At 42.0% G+C, this 18,205-nt stretch carries 14 protein-coding genes and 1 pseudogene; 8 read left to right on the top strand and 7 right to left on the bottom strand.

What is annotated here, in order from left to right; genetic code table 11:
* Positions 1–8: 8 nt before the first annotated feature.
* Positions 9–479 carry an arsenate-mycothiol transferase ArsC gene (locus HOP38_RS04255; RefSeq protein WP_198557481.1) on the top strand — a complete coding sequence of 157 codons (471 nt, stop codon included), beginning with the start codon at positions 9–11 and terminating at the stop codon, positions 477–479.
* Between the two features lie 210 nt (positions 480–689).
* Here HOP38_RS04255 and HOP38_RS04250 read toward each other — a convergent pair.
* A pseudogene (locus HOP38_RS04250) lies at positions 690–979 on the bottom strand (putative quinol monooxygenase).
* Between the two features lie 51 nt (positions 980–1,030).
* Here HOP38_RS04250 and HOP38_RS04245 point away from each other — a divergent pair.
* Positions 1,031–2,215, top strand: coding sequence for a radical SAM protein (locus tag HOP38_RS04245; protein ID WP_242456503.1), 1,185 nt, complete (start codon positions 1,031–1,033; stop codon positions 2,213–2,215).
* A 15-nt stretch (positions 2,216–2,230) separates the two neighbouring features.
* Positions 2,231–2,779: a beta-xylosidase family glycoside hydrolase gene (locus HOP38_RS04240; RefSeq protein ID WP_198557480.1), complete on the top strand. Its 549-nt coding sequence runs from the start codon at positions 2,231–2,233 to the stop codon at positions 2,777–2,779.
* A 264-nt stretch (positions 2,780–3,043) separates the two neighbouring features.
* On the opposite strand, the gene HOP38_RS04235 is transcribed toward HOP38_RS04240, so the two are convergent.
* Together HOP38_RS04235 and HOP38_RS04230 are read right to left on the bottom strand one after the other, a co-directional pair.
* The gene (locus HOP38_RS04235; RefSeq protein ID WP_198557479.1) at positions 3,044–4,771 is read right to left on the bottom strand and encodes a CocE/NonD family hydrolase; all 1,728 of its coding nucleotides are present in this window, start codon (positions 4,769–4,771) and stop codon (positions 3,044–3,046) included.
* A gap of 98 nt (positions 4,772–4,869) precedes the next feature.
* The gene (locus HOP38_RS04230) at positions 4,870–5,211 is read right to left on the bottom strand and encodes a Crp/Fnr family transcriptional regulator (protein ID WP_198557478.1); all 342 of its coding nucleotides are present in this window, start codon (positions 5,209–5,211) and stop codon (positions 4,870–4,872) included.
* Positions 5,212–5,803: 592 nt separating this feature from the next.
* On the opposite strand from HOP38_RS04230, the gene HOP38_RS04225 reads away from it, so the two are divergent.
* The 5 genes from HOP38_RS04225 to HOP38_RS04205 all read left to right on the top strand — a co-directional run bounded on the left by HOP38_RS04225 (position 5,804) and on the right by HOP38_RS04205 (position 11,782).
* The gene (locus HOP38_RS04225) at positions 5,804–7,015 is read left to right on the top strand and encodes a TniQ family protein (RefSeq protein ID WP_198557477.1); all 1,212 of its coding nucleotides are present in this window, start codon (positions 5,804–5,806) and stop codon (positions 7,013–7,015) included.
* Between the two features lie 2 nt (positions 7,016–7,017).
* A complete protein-coding gene (locus HOP38_RS04220) occupies positions 7,018–9,105 on the top strand; it encodes a type I-F CRISPR-associated protein Csy2 (RefSeq protein WP_198557476.1) in 2,088 nt (695 codons plus the stop codon).
* Between the two features lie 6 nt (positions 9,106–9,111).
* Positions 9,112–10,149 carry a type I-F CRISPR-associated protein Csy3 gene (gene csy3, locus HOP38_RS04215; protein ID WP_198557475.1) on the top strand — a complete coding sequence of 346 codons (1,038 nt, stop codon included), beginning with the start codon at positions 9,112–9,114 and terminating at the stop codon, positions 10,147–10,149.
* A complete protein-coding gene (gene cas6f, locus HOP38_RS04210; protein ID WP_423250080.1) occupies positions 10,124–10,759 on the top strand; it encodes a type I-F CRISPR-associated endoribonuclease Cas6/Csy4 in 636 nt (211 codons plus the stop codon). Before csy3 ends, cas6f begins: the two co-directional genes overlap by 26 nt.
* 549 nt (positions 10,760–11,308) lie before the next feature.
* Positions 11,309–11,782 carry a hypothetical protein gene (locus HOP38_RS04205; RefSeq protein WP_198557474.1) on the top strand — a complete coding sequence of 158 codons (474 nt, stop codon included), beginning with the start codon at positions 11,309–11,311 and terminating at the stop codon, positions 11,780–11,782.
* 265 nt (positions 11,783–12,047) lie between these two features.
* Here HOP38_RS04205 and HOP38_RS04200 read toward each other — a convergent pair whose 3' ends face one another.
* The 4 genes from HOP38_RS04200 to HOP38_RS04185 all read right to left on the bottom strand — a co-directional run bounded on the left by HOP38_RS04200 (position 12,048) and on the right by HOP38_RS04185 (position 18,117).
* A complete protein-coding gene (locus tag HOP38_RS04200; protein ID WP_198557473.1) occupies positions 12,048–12,911 on the bottom strand; it encodes an AraC family transcriptional regulator in 864 nt (287 codons plus the stop codon).
* Between the two features lie 430 nt (positions 12,912–13,341).
* Positions 13,342–15,678, bottom strand: coding sequence for an AAA family ATPase (locus HOP38_RS04195; RefSeq protein ID WP_198557472.1), 2,337 nt, complete (start codon positions 15,676–15,678; stop codon positions 13,342–13,344).
* A 514-nt stretch (positions 15,679–16,192) separates the two neighbouring features.
* Entirely contained in the window at positions 16,193–17,575 is a 1,383-nt protein-coding gene (locus HOP38_RS04190) for a DEAD/DEAH box helicase (RefSeq protein WP_198557471.1), read from the bottom strand.
* Complete coding sequence (locus HOP38_RS04185; RefSeq protein ID WP_198557470.1) at positions 17,569–18,117, bottom strand: hypothetical protein; 549 nt, start codon at positions 18,115–18,117, stop codon at positions 17,569–17,571. The genes HOP38_RS04190 and HOP38_RS04185 overlap by 7 nt, the downstream gene beginning before the upstream one ends.
* Positions 18,118–18,205: the final 88 nt, after the last annotated feature.

Raw genomic sequence — 18,205 nt, 5'->3', positions numbered from 1 at the left:
GGGTTGGCATGTACAAGATATTGTTTATCTGCAGACACAATGCTGTTCGAAGTGTGATAGCACAATCACTAGCAATGAACACGCTCTCAGAGCAATTTGAAATTGAGAGTGGAGGCTCAGAGCCGAAAGGGCAAATTGATCCAGTGGTTCAGTCTTTTCTTAGTGACAATGAGTTGCCGCAAGCTCATCGGTACTCCCACTCTTGGGAAGAGAGAACAAAGTTTCTGCCGGATGTTGTGATTATATTGTGCGATTCACTACACCAAGAACCTGTTCCTAAGTGGTTATCTGGAGGGATTAGAGTTAACTGGCAACTAGATGTTATGCCCAAAGATGCAAGTGACAGCGAAAAGTATGCTTATTGTGAACAGGTTGCTCTTTCATTGCAGCGGAGAATAGATAGGCTTGGTGCAAATCTTGTTAGTGGTCTCAGTAAAGAGAGTATTCGTCAATGTGTTGGAGAGCTAAGTACCTTGTAATCTTGGGGTATGCAGTAGGTTTTGTTCACTCCTGTGCAATATGGGTAAGCGACTGTATATTGTTGTTTTCAGAGACGATGCGATGATGACTCCTTCGAAAGAGGATGCATAACGAGTGTAACTGTCACTGCCGTTCGGGGTACGCTGAAACATCGACAGACAAAATAGAAGGCCATGATGTCCTTCCTGACACTAGAGTCTTAATCGTACTTACGCGATTTGCGTCATCTCATTCAGTGTGAAACTTGCAACACACCCTCTTGTTGCTGCCATGTATTCTGCAAGGTGTGTATTACCTATATGAGCTTACCATAATTCACGAGATACCCAGTTCTCGTAAAACATGAAATGTGCTGGATTTTCATTATCTTGGTGAAGGTCGTTTTAATACAACCTTCTTCTGCGCGAGTGATATATATCAGCTTCAGTCGTTCAGCTTTTACCAGTTCAATTTCATCTTCATTTGCAACGATGTTAGTGATAAAAGTTAGCTTGCTCATAAGACTTTCCCCATAGTAATCAGTGCAACCTTCTGAGGTTGCCGTGTTTTGATGGCTGGTTGGTATGACGTGATTGGTATTGGAAAAACAGGGATGAAGAAGATTCATTATCAAACACAATTTGATAATGAATCAAAACGTACCTTGTTTTTGATTTACCTTGTTTCAAGTAGCATGAGGATACTGAGTTTACTAACAAGATTCGCTATGACACACATTCAGTTTCAACAAGGTCCTATTCGTCCACCCTCTGAAGCAGACAGTCTGCTGATAAGAACAACACAAGGCTGTCCATGGAATAAATGTAAGTTTTGCACTTTATTTGAAGGAATGGAGTTTGCTATTCGACCAGCTGAGGATATTAAGCGTGATATTTGGGCGGCAAAAGCCTTCTATAAAAATCGACAGTTTGAGAGCTGTTTTTTACAAGATGGTGATTCGTTTGCAATGGAAACGGACGATCTACTGGATGTGCTTAATACACTAAAAGAGGCGTTCCCAGAACTCAAGCAAATCAGTTCCTATGGCAGAGCTCAAACCATGACTAAAAAGTCTCCAGATGAAATGAAGGCGATTTGCGATGCAGGGTTAAACATGCTGTATTGTGGTATGGAGTCGGGCTCACTTGAGGTACTCAAGTTGATGAAAAAAGGGGTCACTCCTAAGTCAATTTTAAAGTCTGCCCAGTACGCGAAACAAGCGGGTATGAAGATGATGACATTCATCATTCTTGGCTTAGGTGGAAAGTCGTTGTCTGAGCACCATGTTGTACAGACTGCCCAGCTATTAAATCAGATCAATCCTGATGAGATCCGGATATTATCACTAGCTGTTAAACCCGATACCGAATTGGATGACATGGTTCAAAACGGCCAGTTTACGCCACTTACCGAGCGTGAGATGCTTGAAGAGCAATATCAATTGCTCAGTCAATTAGATGGCATCAACAGCAATTACGGTAATTATCATGGGATAAACTTGCTGATGGAACTCAATGGACAACTTCCTCATGATAAAGAGGTCTTTTTGCGTACTATTGATCAATTCATGATGATGAACGAAAACGATCAAAATAACTTTATACTAGGTCGTCGCACCCACCATTATGCGACATTGAATGACATGAACAATAAGCTTATGTATGACACGGTGCAGCAACAACTTCGACGCATTGAGCAGCAAAAACTTGGCGACCTAGAAGACATTTTTTATAGCCTTCGCCAACGTATGATCTAAACCCAAGGAGCCAAAATGATGAATTTAGACGACTGGTACATTCAAAATGAGAACCCAAGCCATTGGTCATTTGATAACGGGCTGTTGTCGATGCAAGTGCAGGAGGGCAATATTTTTGGTGCGGGTTCAAGTGACGTGGATAACATTTTCATCCACCCAGTATCTCAACCCAATTATAGTGCAGAGGTCACTATCGTCTTAGAGCCAAGATTGCCATTTGAACAAGCTGGTCTAGGCGTTTACTGGGACAACAATAATTACATCAAAATTAGCAAAGAAATGTTCATGGGCGAGCCTTCCATTGTGTTTGTTGTAGAGCAAAATGGTCAGCCTGAGATCAAACAACGTCGCTCGTTTAAAGGAGCAACAGCCTCAGTTAAGATAGAAAAACATGAGGACACTATTACTGCTTACTTGGGATGTAATCAACACGGTGCTTGGCAAATCATTGGATCTACGAAGACATTAACCGGCCAAGCAAAAGGACTTATGCTTTATACCTTCAGTGGTGGTTCAAACACACCTAATTTTGCTAAGTTTAGTAAATTTCAACTAATGAGTTGAGCCAATTTGGTATATATCAATTGGTTTTTTGTATTAGCTTTATTTTTGAAAAAGTCATATTAGTCGGTAGCGCTTAGTGGGGGCGCAACACACAATGGGGCACTTTCGTGCATCATACCCCGCTAGCATGGCTTTGAACAAAACGTCCTTGAGTTTCCACTAAACTGTAATTAGTTTTAGCAACGAAAAACAAAAACCACCTCTATCACGGTGGCTCTTGTTTATCAGGTTTGAAGTCTGATTCGGTTGTAGCGGAATTCCGTGTTATCTGATCAATGGGAGTTGTAAAAGCGCATCGTATTGACCACCAAAATGAATTCGGTGTTTACCGTCTATATTCGCATCAGGACGCTTGAAAAATGGCGCTGATTGGTACGTTTCATGAGAAGATAGCGTTAACTCCAACGCCTCTCCTTTCTCGAAAAATACGGACACTGGTGGGAAGGGTATCGTAAGCTCCACAACCTCGTTTTCTGATAGATACTGATGCTCATCAAACGCCAAGAAAGGAATGATATCCGTTGATTTCTGCTCATCCAACTTCCTTAGCGATGCACGTTGATAACCACGACTTAGGGTATCTTGTTGATTACCAACCGTGCCATTAAACGGAACACGATTGCCTGAGCGATCGCGCTTGTTTAACACTGCAAATAGATCAATGTCATTCGATGAGCTTTCTTCAAGTGATACAAACAATTTAAGCTTAGCGTGTCCGGTGATTTCAGTATCTTCATCGAACGTTATCGAGAAACTGGTTTCGCCTTTTTTTGCTTCATAAGTCACTGACATTTCCTGCTCAGCCTTATCCGTTTGTAGCGCCTCGCTTACCCCCAAGAAATATGGAATATATTGAGTTCTAGCCAGTGGCCACTCGTGCTCATCACGAATTTCATGAACCGTCGTACGATCTTTTTGAACTTCTAGATGAACAGGCGGAACACTGTCCATGCCATTCTCTTTGCCTTTTAAGAAATGGTCCATGAAACGTAAAGTGAGCGCTTGAACCTCGCTGCTGTAGTATTTGTCCCACTTTCCATCACGGTGCATGTACATCCACTTCTGAGTACTAGCCACATCAGTGAAGCTACGGTAAGCACCGCCGCTGTGAAGCCCAACATCAGAGAAAGAAGCACAAGTTAAAATTGGGACCTTAATGTGCTCCAGAGGTGTCTGCTTCTCTTTCCAGAACTCATCGAAGAGTGGGTGTTTAAACGCCCAATGCTCAGGCTTGCCACCTTCAGTGTCTAAAAATGTCTGAATATCATCGGTGACGGTGCCTTTGAGCTCGAGCGGATACCAAAACGCTGGGAAGCCAATCTGTGGTATTCCACCGTTGCAGAAGATATCACGATAGGCATCAGTAAGACCTTCCCAAGGGACGATGCACTTCAAAGCATCAGGGGCTTCATAACCATAGTCTTTAGTTGCAGCTACATGAAACTGGGTAATTGCAAGGAAGCTCACGCCATTCAAACCCACATTCCCATCGCACCACTCTTGTGCTGCTACCCAATTTATTGCCTCGTAGTAAGCCTTGGATTGGTTGTAACGGAATGTGGTCGCTTGCCCTTCTGAACCGGCATATCCTGGCATATTCATATTAACCACAATGTAACCATTCTTAACCCAAAAGTTTGGATCAGGGGACTCCCAGCTCGTTTGAGTCGAAAACGTAGGTCTGCCATTTTGATTGATAATTCGATACTGAGATGGCGGTGTATTTTTATCACCTTTTAATGCGGCAATATTGTGATTGTCATAGGGGTGGGCACACATCACCACTGGCAACGCGCGATCTTCTGCCATTGCCTTTTTCGACTTAAACACATTGACTAAAACGTGGGTGCTATCAGAGAGTAGCACTTTGACATCATACTCGGCATGAACATCATCAATTGGGTTGGTCACGTTAGCTTTAGGGTTAAAAATTTGCCCTGACTTGAATGCGTTTTTCACCAATGGGAATACGGCTTTGATGGTATCTTTCATATCACTCTCCTATGCAGTGATGTTAGTTTATGAAATTAGCATTTAAGAAAGATCAACCTAGGTTAACTATGCGGAAATCTGGAGGCTGAAAGTAGCTTCTACCCACTTTTCCCATGGAGGAAGCGACTGTACCCCTGCGGTGTAAGCCCAAGAAAACTTGCAATATACTTCTGAGGAACTCTTTCTATTAACCACGGTAAATCTTTCTCTAAGATTTCTTGTTTAGTTTGCGCAACTGATTGAGATTTGATTGAGATGATCTTTTTTGTCGTTAGCGTATTCAATAACAGTTGCTTCCGTAGATATAAACCGAAGTGCTCGGAGCCTAAATACATCTCTTCAAAACGTTTAAAGGGGAGTGTTAAAACTTTTGCTTGGGTAATAGCAAATAGAGTGTCCGATGCATATTCGCTCTGAAAAACACTTTCAAGTGTTGGCACATAAATCTCCCTCACAAAAGAATCGAGAGATAGAGCTTTCATCGTTATTGATGAACTCTGATGCTAATACTCCGTCGATAACGATTCCGATGTGACTAGCAACAACTGCTTGACTGAACACAACCTCACGCTTTTTGTAATGGTGAACACGCGCCTCTTTATTCAGAATTGTGAGTTCTGAATCACTAACGCAATGACCGTTCCCTCTTAAGTGATCTATGAATAACCTTACTTCGTGACATGCCACTATTCATTCCCTTTTTTGTCATGAGCTAGAGTTAATTTCAACATTACTGGCATTACAAAAAGTAAGTCAAGTTCTCGCCCATACGGTGGGTTCTTTGGGTTGTCTAAATGATAATGGGGCAATTTCGTGTTAACCGTCCCAGTCAGCACTGTATTCTTTTAGATATAAGCAGGCTAGGCTTGTGTATCAATAGCATTCAGCAACCAGATTATGATAGTCATGAAGATTGTTACAGCTTAGTGTGACGCACCAGATCAGGTTAACAGATTTGTAGACTTGAATTTGCTTTTTGTGCCAAGGGACCTAACACTAAAACTTAGATTTTCTAAGTTTTAGTGGTGGCATGTGAATACGAACATTCAACTTTACCCTGATGAATCGCTTGAAAGCTTTCTGTTGCGCTTGAGCCAGTATCAAGATTATGAGCGCTACTCTCACTTCGCAGAAGATATTTGGTATGAGACGCTAAACTTACATGAAGCCATTCCCGGTGCTTTCCCATTAGAGCTCAATCGCGTTAATACCTACCACGCTCAAACCACAAGCCAAATGCGGGTTAGAGTGCTGCTCCAACTTGAAAAGCGACTTAAGCTTAATAATTATGGCGTACTTAGGCTTGCGTTAAATCACTCTAAATCTGAGTTCTCTCCTGATTATAAAGCTGTTCACCGTTTTGGAATCGATTACCCCTTCGCTTTTCTTCGAAAACGTTTTACGCCGATCTGTCCACTTTGCTTGGCCAAAGCACCTTATATTCGACAAAGCTGGCACCTTGTTCCTATCCAAGCTTGTGAAAAGCATCAATGTGAATTGATCGCTCGCTGTCCTGAGTGCAAATCGTTACTTGAATATCAAAATACCGAGAGCATCACACATTGTGAATGTGGTTTCGATCTGCGAGAAAGCGAGGTTGAAAGAGCACCGAACACGGAACTATTGACGGCAAAGTGGCTAATTGGAGAGAACTATTTAGAAGCAGGTTTGATGAGCAAAGCAATGACCATATCAGAGCGATTCGGTGTTTTACTTTGGTATTTGAATCGGTACGGTGACACTGGTGATATTAGCTTTGACTCATTCGTTGATTATTGCTCGGCTTGGCCTACGGGTCTTGAACAAGAGCTTGATGCGTTGGTTGAAAAAGCGGACGTTATTCGAATTAAAGACTGGAGAAACGTCTTTTTCTCAGAAGCGTTCGGTAGTGTACTGAAGGATTGTCGCCATCTACCGAGCAGAGAGCTAGGTAAAAATGTAGTTTTGGCGGAAGTGCTCAATCACCTATCTAAGCTTGTAGCGGACAACCCAGCGTCATCGAAGGGAAACATTGCAGATGTGCTGTTAAGCCCTTTAGATGCTTCTACTTTGCTTTCCTGCACAACGGACGAGGTGTATAGGTTGTATGAGTTCGGTTATATCAAGGCGGCTATCAGGCCGCGTATGCACACCAAAATAGCCAGCCATGAGTCCGCCTTCACTCTAAGAAGCATTGTAGAAACAAAGTTAACTCGAATGTGCTCGGAAACCGATGGGCTTAGCGTTTATTTTCCGGAGTGGTAAGCATGACTAAATTTGCAGATTTGCTAGGAATCGAAGATGTTGCGGTAAAACAAGCGGCAATGAAAAAATGGTTTATGCCTTACACTGCCGACGTAGAAGTTGATGGGCTTGAGGAAGAGGCGTTAACGGTACTAGCTAACCTAAGCTCTCATCATAAAGGCGATAAATGCAAGGATTGGTTAGATAAAGTCCGTGCGAAGCAGCATTTGAGCAATTCAGAAAACATAGAGTCATCATTGGCAGAGTTGAAATGGTTTCACTCGCACAATTTGAAGTTTCCGGACTGCCGAGTAAGAGAGCAAAGGCTCATCGCAAAACCGCTTCCAACGGATGAAGTGTTTATTTCGGGAAGAAGTCTTGAACCGAGTTTAGGCTGGGCACACAACTCAGCATATTACCGACATGTATTGTGGTTATTGAATCCTTTTCGTTGGCAATCCAAATCAACCAATGTTCTCACGGTAGTGCGAGAAGGACAGCCGATTTGGTTGGCGTTATTGCAAGAATTTGGATTGGAGGTCAAATCGCTCGTCTCTTTGCAAAAGGCGATTAACGCACAAGTTCCAGATTCAACCTTTCCAACATCAGTCAGTTCGTATAGTAAGCAAATGCGATTTCCGTGTGGTGATGATTATGTTTCCATCACGCCAGTCGCGAATAATTCAATACAGCGAGAGTTAGAAGTTCGGGCTCGTGATAAAGACAGTAAGCTTAGTTTTGTAACCTCTTCACTGCCTAATTCTGCCAGTATTGGTAGCTTGTGTGGGAGTCTTGGCGGCATTATGAAAGTGATGAACTATCCGCTTGAGATTAAACCAACACAGCAAGCTACGTTGGCAGCAAGCCGCAATAAAAGTGGGCGTTACCTTGATGACTATCAGGTGACGAATTATCAGATTTGTCAGGTGCTCAATAGGATGATTGGCGCCGAACCCCTTAAAACCAAAAAGCAAAGAGACAAAGCGCGTAACGTTCAAAGCAAGATCCTAAGAAAGCAGATAGCACTATGGATGCTGCCATTGATTGAACTGCGAGACCGAGCCGATTTAACCCCAAGCGAACAGCTTTTAGAACATGACGATCCTTTAGCTCATGATTTTTCGACGCTGCCTGAAGTAGAGCTGAAATCACTCGCAACGCAATTCAACCATCGGCTTCACTATGCGTTTCAGGAGAATAAATTTACTCATAAGTTCGCCTACCACCCAAGGCTGCTACAAGTTGTTAAAGCTCAGATAGTGTGGGTACTTAGCAAACTGAGCAAACCAGGCACTAGTGATGAGACGGTCCAAAGCGAGCAATACATTTATCTTTCTTCCATGCGAGTTCAAGATGCCGTGGCGATGAGCTGCCCATATTTGTGTGGCGCACCATCACTTACGGCCATTTGGGGCTTCATGCACCACTATCAAAGAGAGTTTAATCTGTTGATAGGAAGCGACTCACCGTTTGAATTTTCAAGCTTCTCATTTTTCGTTCGAAGTGAAGGTATACGGTCTACTGCAAAACTGACCGAGCCGAATTCAGTTGCAACCAAACGAACGGTTTCTAATGCCAAACGCTCAACGATTCGCAGTGAGAGATTAGCCGATTTAGAGATAGATATGGTGATTCGAGTCAATGGTAGCGAGCGATTGTCGGACTACTTATCTGAGTTAAAAGCAACGTTACCAACGGCCTTTGCGGGAGGATATTTATTTCAACCGCAGATTTCAGCTGAAGTTAATTGGTTGAAAACGTTTAGCAGCCAATCTGAACTGTTTCATACTATTAAGGGCACTCCGGCTTACGGGCGTTGGCTGTACCCTATTGAGCAGCAACCGATTAACTTTGATGAACTTGAAGAAATGATTGTTGATGATAGCGATAACATCCCTGTTTCCCTTGGTTATCATTTGTTAGAAAAACCGGCAGTCCGTGCGAACTCGATAATGGAACATCATGCCTATGCTGAGAATGCGTTAGGGATTGCGAAGCGAGTAAATCCGATCGAAGTTCGATTTAGTGGGCGAGATCACTATTTTGAGAGAGCATTTTGGTCGCTAGAATCCAGTGGCGAAACTATTCTTATAAAAAACTATAGGAATTAGATGCTTATGGATTTGTGTAGCCAGCTTAACTATGTTCGTTCTCTGTCCTCAGGGAAGGCGTATTTTTACTACTTATCAAAGAATGATGAGATGTGTCCTATTGGTGTTGATAAGACACGATTACGAGCACCAAAAGGAGGATATGCTGAAGCGTATAAAGGCAGTAATTTCTCTCCTAAAAACGTGGCTCCTCAAGATTTAGCTTACGCCAACCCTCAGTATATTGAAGAGTGCTACGTTACCCCTGGGGTAGATGATATTTATTGCTCTTTTTCTCTTCGTATTCGAGCCAATTCCCTAAGCCCTGAGGTTTGCAATGATGATGGTGTTCGCGATAAGTTGCTGTTGCTGGCCGCTACCTATAAAAAGCTTAATGGCTACCAAGAGCTGGCGCACCGTTACGCCAAAAATATTTTGTCAGGTAAATGGCTGTGGCGAAATGAAGAGTGTCGAGGTTTGTCTATTGAGGTGACGACGAGCGACAAAGGAAAAATAGTGGTGGTGGATGCCACTAGGCTCTCTTGGTATGGTAAATGGGATGAACCATCTACGCAAAGCCTTGAGCTGTTGACGGCTTATCTTACTCGTGCGTTGTCAGAGCGTTCTGAGTATTTCTACATGGATATTCGAGCCAAACTGTCTGTTGGATGGGGAGATGAAATATACCCGAGCCAAGAATTCCTAGACAGCAGAGAAGATGGGGTTCCGACTAAAAAATTAGCAACGGTAGAACTGAAAAATGGTAAAGAAACCGCTGCGTTTCACGGACAGAAAGTTGGCGCTGCACTGCAATCAATCGATGATTGGTGGCATGAAGATGCAGATAAACCTCTACGGGTGAATGAGTATGGTGCTGACCGAGAGTATGTGATTGCAAGAAGGCATGTTGCGCTAAAAAATGATTTCTATCACCTGATTAAAGACACGGAGAGCTGGATTAAATCGATGAATGACACCCAAGTCATTCCCAATGAGGTGCACTTCATTATGTCTGTATTAGTGAAAGGTGGTCTATTCAATGGTTCAAGTAGCAAGGCTAAGTGAGGAGAGTATGAAGCAAAGGTATTATTTCGCCATATTATACCTATCCGAGCATGCGGACTGTTGTCTTCTTGCTGGAAGATGCATAAGCCAGATGCACAAGTTTATGGTTAACAACAAGAAGGCCATGAACAAGATTGGAGTGAGTTTTCCAACTTGGGGCGTCGACTCAGTTGGTAGCAGCATCGCTTTTGTTGCCGAAGACAAAGAGCTTTTGATTGGATTGTCCTTTCAGCCTTACTTCTCAGTCATGGTACAAGAAGAACTTTTCGAGCTTTCTGCCGTCAGCCCGATTCCAGACGGGGTGGCTGACGTAAGGTTTGTTCGAAATCAGGCCATAGGCAAAAGTTTTATCGGCTCCAAAAAACGAAGAATGAAACGCAGCATGGCTAGAGCCGAGTTGGCAGGTGAAGAGTCAATTCCAGTCGCAGACGAAGAGCGAGAGTTTGAACATTTTCATCGAATTCCAATTTCAAGCGGCTCGTCAAAACAGGAATTCTTTTTGCACGTTCAAAAAGAACATGTTGATGAACGTAACGCGGTCAACTTTAACACTTATGGTTTCGCCAATAATCAAGATAGGCGCGGCACGGTGCCTGATATTCGGTTTTAACCCTTTTTCTACAGCTACACTTATAGTCAATAGAAACATAGGTTTACAACAATGTTGTAGAAAAGGGTTAATTTTGGCTTTTGTGATGCAAATGGAGTTCTACCAGTTGGTTAGGGTCTATAATTAACGGTGACCTGCCGTATAGGTAGCTAAGAATTCCCATTGTCGGCCTTGTCTGTCGCCAGAGACGTGACCTGCCGGATAGGCAGTTAAGAATAGGTCAGGAAGAGAGCAACCCATCTGCTGAATAAGCAGTAGATAATCAAAACCATTGAGTTTAGGCTTGATGGTTTTTCTTTGTTAGTGCGTGGCAAACGCTGTGGAGAGAGGATAGTATCAGATTGTTGACCAACAAATTAATACTCGGGTTCTTTGGCATTTTGGCCAAATACGCTAACGCACTTTTGTCTCCTTCCATATTTTAGGGCAATCATTACGTTGTGGCTAGTAACTCAGAGTGTTACAAAATTACTGATCCACGATAGTATGTTGTGACTATTCACATCCCAGAAGCACTTTCTAAATCAATTGATAAGGGTTCAAACCTCAGTGAATTTAATTAAACTTAATAAGTTGGATATGGGTTATCAGGATTTTGAACCCGGTATGGAACGTTCTGTCAGGTGCATATGGGGCCTACATATGTACATGCAGCATGTGTTTCGTGCAAAGCTTTCAGATTCACTTGTTCAAACGATCAACAAGACGAATGAAGCTATGGGGATTACAGTACAGAGCATTGATTTAAATGACTACAAACATGACTTTACGACATCAGAGACTCTCAATAAATTGATTGATGAAAACGAATATCCTAAGTTTTTATGGATTTATGGTGTGGACGCTTTAAAAGATTCCCGTTATTCAGGTTGGTTACGATCTAAATTAACAGTGAGAGCCATCAAAAATCTGAGAGTAGTTTTTGTTGCCGATTCTCGTCAGGATTATCGGGAGGTTTTTTGTGATCAAAGAGCTCGCTTTTATCAATCTACGATGTTACTTCAAGCAGATGATAGTAACTAAAACCGCATATTAGTGAGAACGACTGAATTTGTTGCTCCGCAAGCAAGGAAAGGCCTGTCCCAGAGCCTTCGAAGTCCGATTTCTAACTCGAAAATGCCCCGAAACGCGTTAACGTAATTACTCAGAAGAGAACCATGTCACTGAAGTCGCCTTATTTTTCCTCATGGTTAGCAACAGAGAAACCGCAATAAAAAGCACCTATACCAAGCAACATGTAACAAATCGGCGGTGGTTTGATACGCTGACCAACGCTCATAGCCACATACTATTTAATTGGTAGGTAGATCTCCGTTAACAACTCACATTCATTTACTTCATGAACAAAATTTAAGTAACGGAAGTAACAAGGGTAGTCTCTTAATTCTTCTTCACTATTTGGCAGCCATTTTTGATATAAGTGATAAACGGTATCGCCAATGCTGTCATGGCTTCCTTTATGGACTGCCATGGCGCACCTCCCACTTGGTATTGTTCCAGATTTAATTCCATAGGCATTATCTGGAACCTCTCCTTCGTGCGAGCCACAGATATCAAACTGAAACTGATCATCTGGCGTATCGCTTGGGTCTGAGTGAGGAATACCAAATGTTTCGCTGGTTTTTATTGGAGATAAACCTGTTGATTTTCGCCAATTTATAAACTTAGCTGCTGTCTCGTATACTAGTCGTGGGCTACCTTTATGTTCAATTAATGCAACTTCTCTTTTTTCGAAATCTACGATTTGAACATCCATTACACTTTCTCCTGTTATTGGTGGATGATATTCATACTTTGAGTGCCAAGAACGCCACTCAGGCTGATTTCTAAATTGGGAAGGTGTTTGCCCAAATATCCTTGAAAAAGCACGGGTAAAAGCTTCTAGGCTTTCGAATTGAGCTTCAAAAGCAATATCAGTAACACTGAACTCTGACTCAAATGCTAACCTAAAGGAAGCTCGTTTCATTCGTGCAAGTAACACATACTGCATAGCACTGATCCCCATAAACGCCTTAAAGATACGGTGAAAGTGGTACTTTGAACTGGCAGCCACAGTACTGAGATGCTCAAGTGAGAACTCGTCGTCTAGGTTACTATCTATAAAGTCGCACACTTTCTTTATCTGTCGTTCATGACGTTTTATCGCGCTCATTGTTTTTGATACTCCCACTCAGAAATCGTAGAGATGATACCCACGAAGGTTTAATTATGCCTGATTGAAATTGCTGGATTACGGCTAGAATAAAGCTTATGGAGGACGAATAGGTATGCTTAGTTACCACACCAACAAGTAATAACGCACTTTTTAACTGCATGGTACTCAGTGCTTACTTCAGTCCAGAGTTTTATCAGCAATGATCATCGTTAGCAAAGTTCTGCACCATTCCGTTCCAGTGACGCTCAACCTCTCAAACCACAGTGATGTGGTTTGCCCTACTTTCTCTCATACCTCGAAAGTGTCTGCTGATTGGCATTAACTGCGCACCAAGAGTATAAGATGGAAGATTGCCAAACGCGCCACCTGTTCAGCGCAACCAATTGAACTGTATAAAAGCCGAGCATTTGCTCGGCTTCCTTATGTTTTACATGCGGTTATAAATCAAATCCATCATATTAGTTGCGGTATTGCGAACATCTTCAATATTCATCTCCATCAACTCGTGCATTGGTGGGTTTAAAGTTGTTCTAAAAGAATGAATCTCGCTTGCTACTGCCTCCGTTATAATGCCACTGTCCTTAAGGGTATCGATACAAACTGAAAAATCGGTTCTCAAAGTGGCTCCGTTGGCTCTAAGTTGGTCTTTGTATCGATGGCGAAGCTCTGTTTCCAAGAACGGTCTAAGTATCAGTATCTTGTTGTCTTGGGTTTCATTGTTTATAAATGCAGTGATTTCGTTGTATGCGTCATCATGCTCCGTCGCTGTCATCTCTGCTTCTGTAGTAGCAGCAAAGTCCGAACCATTCGCTACTTTTACAATTTTTAGTGCGCTCGTATTAGCGAACTTCTTAATTGCTGTCGCGGCCATTCCACGGTAGTGGGTTGTTATGAACAACTGCTTTATAGTTGGCGAAATCTCATAGAGCTTATTCAAAATGCTAGAGATTCGTTCATTATCAAAGCTGGTCACAGGGTCGTCCATTACTAATATCGCTTTGGCTTTATCCTCATTTGAAAGCTTGTTAATTTTAGCTAGGTAGATGCACAGCGCCAAAGCGCGTCTATCAGACTCGCTGAACAGGCAGTTCATCTTGTTTCTTGGAATTGTTGTGCCGTTGAAGCTGACCTCTAAGTCATAGACTATTTTTCTACCACTATTGTTTTGCTTTCTACTGATGTTGAAGTTCCGAGAGCCAAGGCTTTGGAATAATAGATTAATCTCATCAAAGTAGTTATCTAGAAACTCCTCTTGTGATGCTTCTAATGTTTCCTTGTTGTTATTGTATGTTTCTTGGTCTTGTACCGCTTGAGTGCTAAGTTGCCTATAAGTTGCGCATTTTTCTTCTAACGTATGACGTAGCTTTTTATTCTCTAGTGCTTTCTGATTCGTATTTTCAGCGGTTTTAGTAGCAGTTAGCGCCGCAGAATCAAGACCGTCTTTAAACTCAATAAGCTTTTCATTTATCGATTTGATTACGATCTTATAGGCTTCTTTGGCATCATTAAATGAGTCTATCGCCGACTGTAGAGGCGAGAAATCAATTGCTTCAACAGGGTTGTATGCTGTTTCGATTTTAACATTTAGAAGCTCAAGAACTTGAGGCTTTAACTCATTGTGTTTTTCGCTTAACTGTTCAATCGACCCCTTAACTACCTCATACATATCATCGACAAGCGGAATTAGCTCCGCTATTTGCTCAGTCACAGATTGTTCAGGGTATAGATCAAGTATTCCTTTATTTTCTTCGTGAATCCTATTAATGGCTTGCTCATCAATTGTAATCAATTGCTTGGTCAGTAGTTGTGTAGCACTTGCTTTGGTTTCCCTAATGAAGTTAGAAAAAGCTTCATTGAATGCAACTTTGTAGCTTTCGATTAGTTCTAATGAATCGCCTTGAAGCTCTTGACCGCAAAATGGACAATTTTCATCTAAATGAGTCAGACCACTGGAAGCCCAGCCTTTGAAGCCGTTTCGCTCTTTTAGGTGTTCCATATGTGCTTGTACTAGAGCTTTCGCGTCGGTGTGAGCTTCTTCCATGCTAGTAGCTAAGCACTCATTGATTTCATTGCTTGTCGCTGTGATATCAAAAGTAGTAGAAATCTCTTTTAAGTTCTTTCGTGCTTTAGATTGAGTGACGCTACCAATCTGTACCGTTAATGATTCTTGCTCAGCGATAGATGCGGCAATTGCAACATTCAGCTCTTCGATAGACTCTGTTGGAATTTCAGAAGCAACGTATGTTTCTACATCGGTGATACCGCTCGCTTCTAGTGCAGCCTTAGCTGTTCGTAAACTTGCATTTGTAGTAGCTAAAGCCTCTTTTTCTGCCTTGAGGGCTTCAAAACGCTCGGTATTCTCTTCACCTAGAATGAAGTTTGAAATGTTCTCTGAGTTTTCACGGTTATTGACCGTACCGCTCATTACATTTCGATGAATGAAGTTGTGGTCAAAGATATGCAGTTCACAATCAGCAGGTAATCCAGGTGCCCAAGTTTCGTTTGCAAACACAGAGATTGGCGCATTATCGAACTGAAATTCGACTTTCATTGCATTAGCCGCTGTTCCTTGCCTTGGTATAGCTTTGCGGTCTTTGATTAGCTCAGGGTTGTTCGACGCTAGAGAATAGAAAATGTCACATAGCGTACTTTTACCATTTCGGTTTTCACCATAGATTATGTTCACGTCAGAAAATTGCGTGCCACCAGCTCTTGCGCTGTGATAGCTACCGATGCCTTCAATTTTTCGTATTCTTCTTAGCATTATGATACCCATTTGACAGATGATGTTTCATATTACCAAAGGTTCATATCTAGAAAGTGGTCGATAGTCACAACAACCGTCAATCGGAAGCGGAACAATAAGGATGGCAGCATATTAGGTTGTTGGGTAGTGCTAATATATGTGAACTAATAGTATGAATTTGATAGTTATTAGGTGAATTTTACGTTTTGCTACGTGATATAGGCTTACTTTCCCTAATCCAAACCAGCAGAGTTTGAATAGAAACTCTAACTCACTTTTGTCCAAAAACGTTATAAAGACTATCTGTTGCAAAGACTATCTGCATCTTACATAACTAAAAGCACTACCTAAGCTTCAACAAGTCCGAGTTAATATTTCTAAGGCTAAAGCGGGAGCGTTTTTATATCTGCCAATAAGCAATATATTGCTTATTTCAGTGACAGCTAGCATTCGATAAAGAACTTGGTGAAGGCAGCAGATGTTGTTTTATCAATCACATTACCGCTATATACATAAGCACGATTGCTTTAACTTAACTATCAAAAAACGCCGAAATAACACGTTGCTTGAATTGGCAAAGTTTCAGATCTTCTTGAGATAGAGTTGAAGTCGATACTCCTGCCGACTGTGCTTCTAAGTCTTGCCAATTGAGATAGGAACTAGATGTTTGAAAAGGAGTTTTACCTGTACTTACACTTACGCTCACTTCTGGCTCACCAGTAAGACAACTTAATTCCTTAGAATGTTGTTTTAGATACAAACATGTCTCAGGGATGTCTTGCTCAATTCGCTCAGCGAAACCTATTAGCTTTTCTTCGGCAAATGTATACAGCCAAGCTTCTTGGTTCGAAGCCTTATTGACCCTCAAAATTCGCCCTAACACTTGCCTAAAATACAACTCGGTTTTTACTGCGCTCAGATGACAGCAAACTTGCAACCTTGGAATATCAGTACCCTCACTTATCATGCCGACACTGACAATCCACTGAGTATTGGAGTGTCGAAAAACCTCAATCTCCTCTAAGGGATTCTCATGCTGATACGTCACTATACTGGCTGATTGCCCCAAATAATGGATCAACAATGATTGAATAGTTTTAGCATGTTGCACAGAAGCTGCGACGATCAACCCACCGGCCTCTGGAGAGCTTTGTCGAATCTCATTCAGCTTGTTAACGCCTAGTTCGAGTAAGTGGGTCATCGCTGACTCGTTTTGAATCACACTACGGTAGGAAGCGTTTGATTGCTTGAGCATTTCCAAAATAGATGCGTACTTTTTAACTTCGGTACCTTCCGTTAGTGAAAGCTGCTCGCTGTCTACCAAGACAATCTTGGGAGCACGGCACACTCTCTCTTGTACTGCACGTCTTAAATCGTATTGATAATCGCAAAGCAAACAACCGTCGGGATCGGTATACTCCGCCATCGCTATAGGTACGCTATCTGAACGCCATGGAGTCCCTGATAATGCTAATGTGTAACGAGCAAGACCCTGTATCTTAGTGATAATTTGCTCGCCCCAAACATTTGAACGACCTTCGTCATCAAATGAACAGTGATGGATTTCGTCAAAAACAACCAAGACGCGATACTTTCTTATAGTGTTCCAAAAAGCATCATCTAAAAAACGGATAGACTGGTACGTATAGGAAGCGCCCACAGCTCCCATACCACCATCAAAAGAACAATTTAAATGCCTAGCAAACGTCTCTTTAATTCCAAGTGCGACGATGGAAGATGGAGAGAAACAGAGAACAAGGTCAATTTTGTCCTCTCGAATTAAGCACTTCGTCAGTTCAGCTGCCATCACCGTTTTACCAGCACCGGGCGTCGCTTGGCAAAAAAAGTGCCTTGTTGAAGTCTTATACTTTTCGAGTGCAGCGGCAACACACTCTTCCTGCCACAACCTCAGCATGAGAATGAGCCTTCTGTTTTGGACACCAATAGAACCTTAGATAAGGCATTAATCTTGCCCAACAACTTAGCTGAATACTCCTTACTTTCAGTAAACATGGTCAGAAACATATCTTTTTTCTTCGGAAATCGTTCCATCAAAGATTGATACTCTTCGACTTCACTGAGCACAATAGCAAGCTCACCTTCGTACTTGCTTTTCTCTTTTTGCAAAACCCTCAAGTCTACGTGTTCTAGTGTATTTGGGGTGGCTACAACTTCACTTAAATCACTTTTTAGCTTACGCGGAGTCAAAGAGAGAGACTTCATCAACTCAGTTTTTTGATACTTTTTCGATCTATTGTCCCCCTTGGATACTAGCCAACCTTTGCGCTCAAACGCCAAAATTTGCCGATAGACATACTTCCTAGCTTCCTGTTGGTTTTTAAATTCTTCGCTTAGGTCCATCAAAGCATCTCTTGCCTCTGTTACCGAAAAGTTATCCATCTCTTTTTTTATCAGTAGGTTAAACATGTAGGCATTGATTTTTTGGGGCTGTGTCATTTGATCATTCATACGCATAAAAACTTAGGATTGCTAAGTATACAAAAATCAGTAAAACTTAGACAATCTAAGTTATCGAAAGGTTGAT

It is taken from the genome of Vibrio mediterranei (genome assembly GCF_013364395.1).
Lineage (GTDB): Bacteria > Pseudomonadota > Gammaproteobacteria > Enterobacterales > Vibrionaceae > Vibrio > Vibrio mediterranei.
The sequence above is the reverse complement of the archived record's forward strand: the minus strand, read 5'-3'. Positions and strand labels throughout refer to the sequence as shown.

Excerpts from the sequence above, each read along its gene's own strand:
- HOP38_RS04200 (WP_198557473.1), bottom strand. The coding sequence starts at position 12,911 with ATGAGCGCGATAAAACGTCATGAACGACAGATAAAGAAAGTGTGCGAC.
- HOP38_RS04190 (WP_198557471.1), bottom strand. The coding sequence starts at position 17,575 with ATGCTGAGGTTGTGGCAGGAAGAGTGTGTTGCCGCTGCACTCGAAAAG.
- HOP38_RS04235 (WP_198557479.1), bottom strand. The coding sequence starts at position 4,771 with ATGAAAGATACCATCAAAGCCGTATTCCCATTGGTGAAAAACGCATTC.
- HOP38_RS04245 (WP_242456503.1), top strand. The coding sequence starts at position 1,031 with ATGGCTGGTTGGTATGACGTGATTGGTATTGGAAAAACAGGGATGAAG.
- HOP38_RS04185 (WP_198557470.1), bottom strand. The coding sequence starts at position 18,117 with ATGACACAGCCCCAAAAAATCAATGCCTACATGTTTAACCTACTGATA.
- HOP38_RS04255 (WP_198557481.1), top strand. The coding sequence starts at position 9 with ATGTACAAGATATTGTTTATCTGCAGACACAATGCTGTTCGAAGTGTG.
- HOP38_RS04220 (WP_198557476.1), top strand. The coding sequence starts at position 7,018 with ATGACTAAATTTGCAGATTTGCTAGGAATCGAAGATGTTGCGGTAAAA.
- HOP38_RS04195 (WP_198557472.1), bottom strand. The coding sequence starts at position 15,678 with ATGCTAAGAAGAATACGAAAAATTGAAGGCATCGGTAGCTATCACAGC.
- csy3 (WP_198557475.1), top strand. The coding sequence starts at position 9,112 with ATGGATTTGTGTAGCCAGCTTAACTATGTTCGTTCTCTGTCCTCAGGG.
- cas6f (WP_423250080.1), top strand. The coding sequence starts at position 10,124 with ATGGTTCAAGTAGCAAGGCTAAGTGAGGAGAGTATGAAGCAAAGGTAT.
- HOP38_RS04240 (WP_198557480.1), top strand. The coding sequence starts at position 2,231 with ATGATGAATTTAGACGACTGGTACATTCAAAATGAGAACCCAAGCCAT.